General features: G+C 58.1%; 9 protein-coding genes. 2 read left to right on the top strand and 7 right to left on the bottom strand.

Features of this window, described 5'->3' with window-relative positions; all coding sequences use genetic code 11:
• The 3 genes from ALO80_RS04430 to ALO80_RS04420 form a co-directional block, all read right to left on the bottom strand.
• Positions 1-1,377 (bottom strand): amidase (locus ALO80_RS04430; RefSeq protein ID WP_055008090.1); only part of this gene is annotated, 1,377 nt, incomplete at its 3' end.
• A gap of 61 nt (positions 1,378-1,438) precedes the next feature.
• The gene (locus ALO80_RS04425) at positions 1,439-2,371 is read right to left on the bottom strand and encodes a SphA family protein (protein WP_055008089.1); all 933 of its coding nucleotides are present in this window, start codon (positions 2,369-2,371) and stop codon (positions 1,439-1,441) included.
• A 68-nt stretch (positions 2,372-2,439) separates the two neighbouring features.
• Complete coding sequence (locus ALO80_RS04420) at positions 2,440-3,432, bottom strand: helix-turn-helix domain-containing protein (protein WP_055008088.1); 993 nt, start codon at positions 3,430-3,432, stop codon at positions 2,440-2,442.
• A gap of 327 nt (positions 3,433-3,759) precedes the next feature.
• On the opposite strand from ALO80_RS04420, the gene ALO80_RS04415 reads away from it, so the two are divergent.
• Entirely contained in the window at positions 3,760-4,839 is a 1,080-nt protein-coding gene (locus ALO80_RS04415; RefSeq protein ID WP_055008087.1) for a GGDEF domain-containing protein, read from the top strand.
• Between the two features lie 14 nt (positions 4,840-4,853).
• On the opposite strand, the gene ALO80_RS04410 is transcribed toward ALO80_RS04415, so the two are convergent.
• Entirely contained in the window at positions 4,854-5,288 is a 435-nt protein-coding gene (locus ALO80_RS04410; RefSeq protein ID WP_055008086.1) for a GNAT family N-acetyltransferase, read from the bottom strand.
• Between the two features lie 390 nt (positions 5,289-5,678).
• On the opposite strand from ALO80_RS04410, the gene katG reads away from it, so the two are divergent.
• A complete protein-coding gene (gene katG, locus ALO80_RS04400; protein WP_055008084.1) occupies positions 5,679-7,949 on the top strand; it encodes a catalase/peroxidase HPI in 2,271 nt (756 codons plus the stop codon).
• A 173-nt stretch (positions 7,950-8,122) separates the two neighbouring features.
• On the opposite strand, the gene ALO80_RS04395 is transcribed toward katG, so the two are convergent.
• The 3 genes from ALO80_RS04395 to ALO80_RS04385 all read right to left on the bottom strand — a co-directional run.
• Complete coding sequence (locus ALO80_RS04395) at positions 8,123-9,004, bottom strand: hypothetical protein (RefSeq protein WP_055008083.1); 882 nt, start codon at positions 9,002-9,004, stop codon at positions 8,123-8,125.
• A gap of 90 nt (positions 9,005-9,094) precedes the next feature.
• On the bottom strand, positions 9,095-10,273 hold the full coding sequence (gene nhaA, locus ALO80_RS04390; RefSeq protein ID WP_055008082.1) for a Na+/H+ antiporter NhaA: 1,179 nt from the start codon (positions 10,271-10,273) through the stop codon (positions 9,095-9,097).
• 156 nt (positions 10,274-10,429) lie between these two features.
• Positions 10,430-11,684: ABC transporter substrate-binding protein (locus tag ALO80_RS04385; protein ID WP_055008081.1), on the bottom strand; the 1,255-nt coding region annotated here is incomplete at its 5' end.

Genomic DNA, 11,684 nt, shown 5'->3' with positions numbered 1-11,684 from the left:
CAACAAAACACCCTCCTCCCCAAACCGCCCAGCAAAATGCGCCCCCATCGGCAAGCCCGCCGGACTCCAGGACAACGGCACCGACATCGCCGGTTGCCCACTCGCGCTAAACAGCGCTGCAAACGGTGAATACCGATGGGACCGCTCGATCATGTCCTCAAGGCTCAGGCTCATGTCCGGCACCACAAGCTCACCGATGCGCGCCGGCTCGCGTGTCAGCACGGGCGAAAGAATCACGTCGTAATCCTGCATGAACGTCGCCAGTTGGCGGCCCAGGGCGTGTATCCATTCGACGGCGGCGGTGTATTGCGCGCCGCTGACGCTGCCTTTGTCGCGCAGGATGATGCGTGTGCGCGCTTCCAGTTCGGCATCCTGCACGTCAAAACCACGCATGCGTCCCAACATATCGACATGGTTGCGGGTGTTGGCGCCGATGATGGTGAAGACATGGTCGAGGAATTCTGGCAACGCCACTGGCAGGCTGACCGGTTGGACCCGGTGTCCGAGTGATTCGCACAACTGCGCGGCTTCACGCACGGCGGCCAGGCTTTCGACAGAGGTTGGCCAAGTGCCTGATTGCTCGATTAACGCGATGCGCAGGGCTCCTGGGTCACGCTGAACGGCGCTGACATAAGACAGGCTTTGAACAGGCCCTGCGTAAGGTGCGCCAAGGTCCATGCCCGCCGTGGCGTCCAGCAGGGCAGCGCTATCGCGTACGGTCATGGTGATAGCGTGCGAGGTGCTCAGCCCTGCCCAGCCCTCGCCTACCATCGGCCCTGAAGGCATCAGTCCGCGGCTGGGCTTGAAACCGAAGACGCCGCAGCAGGATGCAGGCACCCTCAACGAACCGCCGCCGTCGTTGCCGTGGGCGAAGGGCACCACCCGTGCCGCCACAAGTGCGGCAGCCCCGCCACTTGAACCCCCGGCGCTATGCTCGAGGCTCCAGGGGTTACGGGTCGCGCCGAAGCGTGTGGACTCTGTGGAATAGGACGTACCGAATTCCGGTGCGGTGGTCGTCCCGGCAATGACACAACCGGCACGTCTCAGGCGACTGACCACTTCGCTGTCGAAGGTGGCACGGAACTCGCCCATGGCCAGGGAGCCGTTGCTCATCACCGCGCCATTGACCGGTGTAAACAGGTCCTTGATCAACATGGGTACGCCAGCGAAAACGCCCTGGCTTTTTACGGCGTCCAGCGCAGCGCTGCGCGCCGAGTCATACAGTCGTTCGGCGACGGCATTGAGCTGCGGTTCGACGTGCTCGATGCGCAGAATCACCGCCTCCAGCAAATCGATCGGCTGGACCTCGCCGCGCCTGACCCGTTCGGCCAGGCCGGTAGCGTCTTCCTCGTTCAACAACGTCTGAATGTCTGTCATGCGAAGGTTCCTGATGGTCTGAATCCGGGCTGAAAACAGGATCGCCAATCTGGCAATCGCTCTAGAAACTATGGCCTACACGTAATGCCACGGTGTAACCCTGCGGACGGTTACGCGCGCCGAACTCCTTGTAGAGGTGAAACCACGCCGCCGGCATGCCGGGCGTGAAGTAGCTGATCGCGGGACCGGCTGCGATGACCCGGGAGCGGTTGCCCGTTTCCAGCGCAGGCGCGTCGTCATCGGAGAACTGCCGGTAATAGAACCCGCCCAGCCCCAGCGTGAACGGGCCTGCATGCTGGCCCACGGCAAACTCGTGTCGGTATTCGACGCCGCTCTTGTAGTCGGTCGCGGGATTGCGGGTGTTGATGTCGGTCTGAAAGCTGCTGGACACTTCGAAGCCGCTGTCGCTGATGTAGGTCGCGTTGACGGTGGGAGACAACGTCCAGTGATTTACTCCCGGCGAGATCAGACGATTCTTGTCGTAGTCACCGGTCGGTGCCTGAATCTGCATCCGTGCGTTCACGAACAGGTTGGGAGAAAAATCCCACTGCAGTATGAGCGGCGTCACTGAAATGTCGGCCATCCTGAACGGATCCGCCTGCAGGTCCAGCGGGCCGCCGGGGGTCTGGACCCGGACAGAGGCATCCATCTGGAAGAAAGGTACTGCCACGCTGTAGCCATAGCGTGCGCCCAGCAGTCTGTAATCGGTCATGCGAAAGTACGCAACGCCGATGGACAGAACGTCCAGCGAAAAATTGTTGCCCAGCGATCGACCATGCCGGTCTTTCTGCACGTTGGCCGAATAGAACGCCACGCGCACGCCCAGCGTACCCACGGGTGTCGACGCGGGCAGTATGCCGGCACCGAAATCGTAAACGCCGAAGGATGTCGTAGGTGCGCCGTTTTCAGTGGCCTGAACCGTGGCACCAAGGCTCATCAGGCCGAGCATCAAGAAGGTGAAGCGTTTGATATTGGAATTATTGTTATGACTCATCGCATGCCCCTGACCACGAAGGTGGTGGGGCCATGCTATTCAGTCATGCGTGTTGCCGTTATCCGTTTTCAGCAAAGATGCGTACGCTGCACCGTCTGCGACGGTGTTTCCCCGAACAGTGTCCGGTAGTCACTGGAAAAACGGCTCAGGTGCCAGAAGCCCCAGCGCGCAGCAACGGTCTGCACGAGCTCGGTCCGGGGGCTTTCGCGCAACTCGCGCCTCGCTGCGTTGAGGCGCAACGTACGCAGAAACGCCACAGGGTTGATGCCCAGCGTCTCTTGAAAGCAGTATTGGAGTTTGCGGCGGCTGGTGCCGATGTGGTTGCACACATCCAGAATCGACAACGGTTCGTCCAGATGCGCCAAGGCGTAATCACGGGCCCGGTCTACCATCCTCTTGCGCGCCGTGGGATTGAGAGGCGGCACCTGGTCAGGCGTCACCAGTTCGAGCACCTGCAACATCACGGCATCGCGAATGCCCTGCCGGATCGAAGCATACTCAAGCTTCTGCAGGCACGCCTGTTCACCATTCAACAGATTATCGAACAGCGCAGCGAACCTCGTTCGGACCGTCGGATCGGTCAAACGGTAACACTTGGGAAGATCGGTAATTTCAAAACGACTGCCCTGACGCTCCAGCGCGTTAGCCAAAGCACCCTCTTCAATAATCACCCCCAGTGCATCCAGCTGCGGCGGCGTGCTCAACTCCGGAAGGTTGTCGCCGTGTACGACGATCATGCTGGACGCCGGAAGCACATGCCCCGCGCAGAAAGCCGGACCGTTGGCACTCAAGGGCAACGCAAAAACAATCGCCCCTTTCCAGGCTACGCCACTCTTGTTCAAGGCCTGATTAGAGCGGTCGCGGACCAGCTGCAACCAGTCGGACCGAAACTCCGTCAGTTCGCCCTCAAAGCTGCCGGGCGTCAGTTGATCGTAACGAACCTGCCATCCGCCCAGGTTGCGCCCGTGCTCGTCGATGTCGCGGGTTTGAAAGCGCTGCAGATGAGGCGTTGGTGCGGTCTTGTTCGAAGCAGCGTTTATCGCCAGATTGCTGTTATTCATCGGCCTTGCCCTTTGATACGTTTCAAGGTCATGAGGTCAAGTGAACGCAAGTTTCATTCCGATGAAAAGCACTTCGACGGATTTGTGCCGAAAACGGCTAATCCTCGTTGAAGGCGTCAGCAGGACTTCCAGCTTGGCTGTTCGCCCTCTCTGAGCTTTTCCCGGAAGTGCCTCCGGCGTTACAACAGCCAGGATAATCGCTCATGGGACGGGCGGACGTCACACTTCATTACAGATCACATATAATGGCAATACACCATCACCCCTCTCGACCAAGGCGTGTGCCGTCGATTACGCGTTGACTGGCATCAATAGGGAAAACAGCACATGCCACAAAGAAGAAACCTGAAAAACTCTATTTTCTTACCGTTGAAGCTGTCTCAACTGATCGGCATTCTCAGTTGGGTTATCAGCTGGTGCCTCAATCCCTCCATTGAGCGCTCACTGGATATATTTCTCTATTGCGCACTGTCCGGCGCGACGCTGTCGATAATTGTCACCTCCAACAGCAGAAGCATGACGACGTGGCGCCTGTTCGGCATCCTCTACATGACATCCCTGACCTTCCTGTTCAAGGTACAGATCGAACGCATGGGCGTGGAAGCGTCGATGTGGGGGCTGGTTGTCACCTCACTGCTTATTACAGGAATGAGCGTATTCTTCGTCAAGTTTATTGATTACATTGTCGCGGCTGCTCTGATCTGGCTGATCATGTGGCAAATGGACCTGACGGCGGTCGGCGTTAACCATGCGTCTCTGTTCTATGTGTTTCTAATCAGTTCAACCTTGTTGGGAGGCTGCCTGAATGCAACGTTCCTGAGCCTGGTCATGCAGACCATGGCGGCCAGGGACCGCTATCAGGAGCTGTCCGAGACCGACACACTGACCCACGCGCCAAACCGCCGCGCACTGGTCGCCAACGTGAATAAAGCACTGGCGTCAACTGACAAGCCCTCGCTGTGGTTCGCCATGCTTGATCTGGATAACTTCAAAAACATTAACGACACTCACGGTCACGATGCAGGCGACAATGTCCTTGTAAGTTTCGCGGCACTCATAAAAAGCACACCGGGCCTGAACAGCTTCGGTCGCTTGGGTGGGGAAGAGTTTGGCGTACTGTTGTCAGCGGCGACCGCCGCAGACGCGATAGACGCACTGGATCATTTACTGATGCGTGCTCAACACGATGAAACCGCTGATGTGCCTTACTCATTCAGTGGCGGCATTGCCAGCCTGAAACACGCAGAAAACATCAATGATCTTTTCAAGGAAGCCGATGAGAACCTGTATCACGCCAAACGCAACGGCAGAAAATGCATTGCCTTCGAAAACCGGATAGTTTCCGCGACCGCGATAACTGCTGCACATCAGAATCAACCGTCAGTCAATACGCCCACGCCTGCATAGCGCTTGTTTTTCTCTCAGGCATTTTCCCCACCGCGCCGCACTTTCGAATAACGATCAATATCCTCGCGTAATGTCCACCCCTGCCCTCGCCAGTATTGCCCGGCCGCCTCATTACCCTTCAATACATCCAGATGGCACTTGTAAATTCCCAGTCCCTCCAGACATTCAAGGCATCGCTCGACCAACGCCTGAGCAATGCCCTGTCGCCGGTACTCAGGCGACACAATCAAATGTTGCAGATAACCACGGCGGCCATCATGCCCGCACATCACACAGCCGTAGATAACGCCGTCCGATTCAGCGACAAAACTTAAGCCGGGGTTGCGTTCGAGGTAGCGCGCGGTCGATTCGCGAGAGTCTGCATCGCGGATTGAAATGCCCGGTGTGTTGCGCATCAGTTCGGCAACCGACTCATAGTCATCCAGCGTCATGCTGCGGATTGTAATCATTGGCTGAGCCCGCCCCGTTATTGCAATAGCCGAACAGGTTAGCAGAGCACCGTGGTGCCTTGATGACAGCGCCGCCAGAGTCTGCCTATCACGCCGCAATGTTCTTTCTATTAGAAATCTTCCTGAAGAAGGCTAATCTGCATAGGCGTCGGCGAAGGCCGCACGGTTTACCCTGATAAGGAGATAAGAATGAGCTCAAGTTCATTGCGCACGTTATGGGCTGGTATCGCATCAATCTGATGATCGCTGTGCAACGTATCGGTAGAGCTGGCCTGATCGTTGATCGAGGAGCCGGTATGAACCCCGTGCTATTGAGTTCCGTCATCACTGTCTTAGGTCCCACGCGTGGACTGGATGGCCGGATGCAAATGACAAAAAGGTGTATCAAGCATGTCAACTGAATCGAAATGCCCCTTCAACCATGCTGCTGGCGGCGGCACCACCAACCGTGACTGGTGGCCCAAGCAGCTGAATCTGAAGATTCTGCATCAGCATTCCTCACTCTCCGACCCGATGGGCGAGAGTTTCGACTATGCCAAGGAATTCAAGAGCCTTGACATCGAAGCGGTCAAACAGGACCTGCGCAACGTCATGACCCAGTCCCAGGACTGGTGGCCGGCAGACTTCGGCCACTATGGCCCGCTGTTCATTCGCATGGCCTGGCACAGCGCCGGTACTTACCGCACAGGCGATGGTCGTGGCGGTGCAGGTGCCGGTCAGCAACGTTTTGCGCCGCTCAACAGTTGGCCTGACAACGTCAGCCTGGACAAGGCGCGCCGCCTGATCTGGCCGATCAAACAGAAGTACGGCCGCAAGATTTCCTGGGCTGACCTGATCGTGCTGACCGGTAACGTCGCGCTCGAATCCATGGGCTTCAAGACTTTCGGTTTCTCCGGCGGTCGCGCGGATGTCTGGGAACCGGAAGAAGACGTGTACTGGGGTTCCGAGACCACCTGGCTGGGTGGTGAAGAACGCTATGGCGCACAGAAGAAGATGCAGCAACCGGGCGACGGCACGCTGGTGGCCGAGCCGGAGAACCATGCCAACGAAGAAAGCCGCACTGCTAACGGCGAACGTAATCTGGAAAACCCGCTTGCTGCCGTGCAGATGGGCTTGATCTACGTGAACCCTGAAGGCCCTGAAGGTGTGCCGGATCCGGTTGCTTCGGCAAGGGATATCCGTGAAACCTTCGGTCGCATGGCGATGAATGACGAAGAGACCGTGGCGCTGATCGCCGGTGGTCACGCCTTCGGCAAGACACACGGTGCCGGCCCTGCCGACAACGTGGGTCCGGAGCCTGAAGCAGCCGGCCTTGAAGAGCAGGGTCTTGGCTGGAGAAACAAATTCGGCAGCGGCAAGGGTGGCGACACCATCACCAGCGGCCTGGAAGTGACCTGGACTTCGACTCCAACCAAATGGAGCAACGAGTACCTCGAAAACCTCTTTGGCTTCGAATGGGAACTGACCAAGAGCCCGGCAGGCGCGCATCAGTGGACGCCGAAGAACGGCGCTGGCGCGGGCAAGATTCCGGATGCCCACGATCCGTCAAAACGTCACGCACCCAGCATGCTGACCTCTGATCTGGCGCTGCGCTTCGATCCAGCTTACGAGCAGATCTCCCGTCGCTTCCTGAACAACCCTGATCAGCTGGCCGACGCGTTCGCCCGCGCCTGGTTCAAACTGACCCACCGCGACATGGGTCCGCTTGCGCGCTACCTCGGCCCGGAAACACCGACCGAAGAGTTGCTGTGGCAGGACCCGATCCCCAGCGTTGATCATGCGTTGGTGGATGATCAGGACGTTGCCGCGCTCAAAGGCAAGATTCTCGCTTCCGGCCTTTCGGTCTCGCAGCTGGTGTCGACCGCTTGGGCGGCAGCCTCTACCTTCCGTGGCTCGGACAAGCGCGGTGGTGCCAACGGCGGCCGTCTGCGTCTGGCTCCGCAGAAGGATTGGGCGGTCAACCAGCCTGAGCAGCTGGCGGGCGTGCTGAAGACCCTCGAGGGCATTCAGAGCGAGTTCAACACAGCTCAGTCGAATGGCAAGAAGGTTTCAATCGCCGATCTGATCGTCCTGGCCGGTAACTCAGGTGTCGAGCAGGCTGCAAAAAATGCAGGCCAGCACGTCAGCGTTCCGTTCGCACCGGGCCGCGCCGATGCGTCTCAAGAGCAGACCGATGTTGAGTCGTTCAACTTCCTCGAGCCAATCGCCGATGGTTTCCGCAACTATCAGAAGGGACATTACAAGGTCTCGGCGGAATCGTTGCTGGTCGACAAGGCGCAACTGCTGACCCTGACAGCACCGGAAATGACGGTACTGCTGGGCGGCCTGCGGGTCTTGAATATCAACGTCGGACAGAGCAAGCATGGCGTGTTCACTGATCAGCCAGGCACCCTGACCAACGACTTCTTCAAGAACCTGCTGGACATGGGCGTGGAGTGGAAAGCGACCGCGGGTGGCACCGATACCTTCGAGGCCCGTGACCGCAAGACCGGTGCAGTCAAATGGACCGGCACCCGTGTCGATCTGGTCTTTGGCTCACATGCTCAACTGCGCGCCATTTCCGAGGTGTATGGCAGTTCGGACGCTAACGAGAAGTTCGTCAAAGACTTCGTGGCCGTATGGACCAAGGTGATGAACCTGGATCGCTTCGACCTCGCCTGATGTGTCTGATGCAGTGAGTTGAAAGAACGCCTCCCTTGCGGAGGCGTTCTTTTACGTGGTGATTATGGATAAGGCACACAGTGTGAGATGGACACTTCAAAGGTCTGACAGGGGCGATCAAATCGCTGCCGCATAAGGAGCGCAGGCTGACATATGGGCTCCCCCTACAACGGTCAGCCCGGCAATACAAAACCGCAGCGACTTTTAAACTCATCATCCTTGCGAAGATCGTCCACCAGCCTGGGCGCAAGAGCGATGCTCTTGTTTATATACGACAGCGCATCGTCTGTTCTGCCGAGAGAGCACAGTATCTTGGTTGCATTGATCATGATTGTTTTCTGCGCGCCAGCATCCGTGGGTTTTAAATTAATGGCGGTGCTGATGCTCTTCAACGCATCGTCGTTACGATCTGTCCGCATCTGCGCATAGGCTTGATAGTTCCAGGCCAGGGGATTGGACGTATTCAGCAGGTTGGCCATTTGAAAGTTGACCAGTGCCTGTTCGAAGTTTCCAGCCTTGACGAATTTCTTGCCGGTGGCAATGTACTCGATGGCGGCTTTCAAAGGCGATGCCTTGTCGGCCTCGATTTCGCTGCTGGTACTACCGACCCTGATGGCCCTCGCCTTTTCAAGAACGTCTTCGACATCCTTTCCGGGCAGCACGGCCTTTGCGAGCAACGTGAATTTTTGCTCAGCCTCCGGAGCATGATCGGTAATCAGCTCCAGATTATTCTGGATAAAACGCGCTTTGTTTTCCTCTTGATTCCGCTCGGCATCGCTCCGCTTCATGAAGAGGTCTTCCTGCTTTTGCATGAATTCCATTTTCTGACGGCTCGTATCAAAGGCCATTCGAGCATCATTGTTGTTGGTGTTTGTGTAATACGTGGCTGCCGCCAGCACCAGTACAGCGGCAGGAATGGCCAGCTTGGCGACCAGGTCAATACGGTAGCCTTTGGATGCCAGAGAAGTTCTCTGTTCGTCGAGGTCCAGTTTTCGTTGTTCGAGCTGAAGTTTTTTCAGCTCGATCTCGAGTTTCTTTTCATCCAGTGACGCCACGGCGCTCAATCCCTTATTTTTCGGGCGGCCTTTTTACACCACATGGCCTGCATTGAACAACAGGCTGCTTTCCCGCTGACGGCATGCGGCTCACTCCCGCTGCGCAAACCTGCGCAACAGCACAACCCCCAGCAAAGCCGACAACACCGACCCGATCAGTACGCCCACCTTGACCTCGTCCACCAGCTCCGGCGCACCCGGAAAGGCCAGTGCGCCAATGAACAGGCTCATGGTGAAACCAATACCGCACAGTGCTGCAACACCATAAAGCTGGCCCCAGTTACTGCCTTCGGGCAATCGGGCGAACCCTGCGCGGATGGCCAGTGCAGCCATGGCGAATATGCCCACCTGCTTACCGACCAGCAACCCCAGTGCAACACCCAGCGGAACCGGGTCCATGAGTGTGTCTGCGGTAATGCCCGACAACGAGACGCCGGCATTGGCAAACCCGAAGACCGGCACGACGACGAACGCGACCCACGGGTGCAGTTTCTCTTCCAGATGCAGCAGTGGTGAGCGAGCCTCCTCCTCGGGTTTGCCCAACGGGATGCACAGCGCCAGCGCGACGCCAGCAAGGGTGGCGTGGATGCCGGACTGGAGCATGAAGAACCACAACAGCGCGCCGACGACGAGGTAAGGCAGCAGCTTTTTCACGCCCAGACGATTGAGCGCGACGAGCACGGCAACGGAAGCCAGTGCGGCCAGCAACATGGGAACGGACAAGTCGTTGGTATAGAAAAGCGCGATGATCAGCACCGCGCCGAGGTCATCGAGAATGGCCAGTGCGGACAGGAAGATCTTCAGCGACAGTGGCACGCGCTTGCCCAGCAATGACAGCACGCCCAGGGCGAATGCGATGTCCGTGGCTGCAGGAATGGCCCAGCCGCCGATGGTCTCTGGCTGGTCCCGGTTGAAAGCCACATAGATCAACGCCGGCACCACCATGCCGCCGAGAGCCGCAAAGCCCGGCAAGGCCCTTTGGCTCCAGGACGCAAGCTGGCCGGCCAGTACTTCGCGTTTGATTTCAAGCCCGACCAGCATGAAGAAAATCGCCATCAGGCCGTCGTTGATCCAGTGTGCAACCGACAACCCGGCGAACACCGCGTGCAGCGCCGCAAAGTAGCTGTCGGCCAACGGCGAGTTAGCCACGATCAAGGCAGCCAGCGCAGCCGCCATCAGCACCAGCCCGCCAGCGGATTCAGCCGCAAAAAAACGCGTGATGAACGCCAGCGCGTTCGGGGATTCGCTACGGGGATTGGGGGTGTGCATGATGGCTCCGCGGGTACAGCGCAAAAAAGGCCGCAACCTTAACACCCACGAGGCCCGTCAAAGGCCAGGTAAACCTGAGGATACAAATTAACGTCTGCAAAGCGCGAAAAGGCTGGCGAGGGAACGCCTGCCCGTGAGGCAGACGTCCCGCTCAGGTCACTTCTTGACCGTCTCCTCCAGCGTAAAGCGACCCAATGGGTTCTGACCGAAGTGTTCGATGTTTTTGCGCGAAACACTGATGTACGGGCTGTAATAGAGGTCGATCCAGTTGACGTCCGCTTTGGCCATTTTCTGCAGGTCGATGTACATCTGCTCACGCTTTTTGGGGTCCATTTCGACCCGTGCAGCGGCCACCAGCGCCTTGACCTTGTCGTTCTTGTAACGGGTCATGTAGTTATTGTTGGTGTCATGGCCGAGCACAAAGGTGGTTTTCTGGTCCGGGTCGAGGATGTCGTTGGTCCAGTACATCACGGAGATGTCGTAGTCACCGGCGATCAACATGTCCCAGCTCTGGCTCGGGTCGACTTTCTGCAGCGTTGTGGTGACGCCGACCTTGGCCAGTTGCTGTTGCAGCATGACGGCGATTTGCTCGTCGACCTCATTGCCCGCGTTGACGATGTAGTCGAGTTTCAGGTCGGAGGCACCGGCGTCAGCCAGCATCTGTCTGGCTTTGACCGGATCATACGGGCGCTGCAGATTGTCGGCGTAGTGGTACAGCGCACCCTTGGGAATGTAGGAGTTGGCCACGGTGCCCAGCCCGAAGGTCGCGGCCTCGACCAGCGATTTCTTGTCGATGGCCATGTCCAGTGCCTGACGCACTTCAGGTTTGGCCAATGCGCCGTGTTCGTGGTTGATCAGCAGGTGGTCCTCACGGGTCGAGGGGTCGAGATGGACCACGAGGTTGGGGTCCTTCTGCAGATTTTCGATTCGCGAGAACGGCACCAGGATGGCTGCGTCCAGCTCGCCTTTCTGGACCATGAGCGTGCGAGTATTGTCGTCCGGCACCGAAATCCACTCAACGCCATCCAGGTTCACGCTCTGAGCCTCCCAGAAGTTGGGGTTCTTTGCCAGTATCACCCGGTCACCGCGCCGCCATTCCTTTACCGTGAACGCGCCGGAGCCCACAGGCTGCTCGGCATACGCCTCTTCGCCCATGCTCTTCATGGCCTTCTCGGAGAGAATCGAAACGTTGGGCAGTGCCAGTTGCGAGAGGAATGAAGCCGAAGGATTCTTCAGCGTGATGACCAGCGTATGCGGATCTGTCGCGACGGCCTTGTCGATAATCTTGTAGGAATCGCTCCATAGCGAGCCCTTGTCGTCACGGATTCGCAGCAGGCTGAATACGGCGTCGCTGGCGGTCAGGTCCGAGCCATCGGAGAATCTGGCCGGGCGCATCTTGAGTGTATAGGTC

The sequence above is a fragment of the Pseudomonas caricapapayae genome, assembly GCF_001400735.1.
Classification (GTDB): domain Bacteria; phylum Pseudomonadota; class Gammaproteobacteria; order Pseudomonadales; family Pseudomonadaceae; genus Aquipseudomonas; species Aquipseudomonas caricapapayae.
The sequence above is the reverse complement of the archived record's forward strand: the minus strand, read 5'-3'. Positions and strand labels throughout refer to the sequence as shown.

Bases quoted from the DNA above. Each gene is read 5' to 3' on its own strand.
- ALO80_RS04425 (WP_055008089.1), bottom strand. From the start codon at position 2,371: ATGAGTCATAACAATAATTCCAATATCAAACGCTTCACCTTCTTGATG.
- ALO80_RS04420 (WP_055008088.1), bottom strand. From the start codon at position 3,432: ATGAATAACAGCAATCTGGCGATAAACGCTGCTTCGAACAAGACCGCA.
- ALO80_RS04415 (WP_055008087.1), top strand. From the start codon at position 3,760: ATGCCACAAAGAAGAAACCTGAAAAACTCTATTTTCTTACCGTTGAAG.
- ALO80_RS04410 (WP_055008086.1), bottom strand. From the start codon at position 5,288: ATGATTACAATCCGCAGCATGACGCTGGATGACTATGAGTCGGTTGCC.
- katG (WP_055008084.1), top strand. From the start codon at position 5,679: ATGTCAACTGAATCGAAATGCCCCTTCAACCATGCTGCTGGCGGCGGC.
- nhaA (WP_055008082.1), bottom strand. From the start codon at position 10,273: ATGCACACCCCCAATCCCCGTAGCGAATCCCCGAACGCGCTGGCGTTC.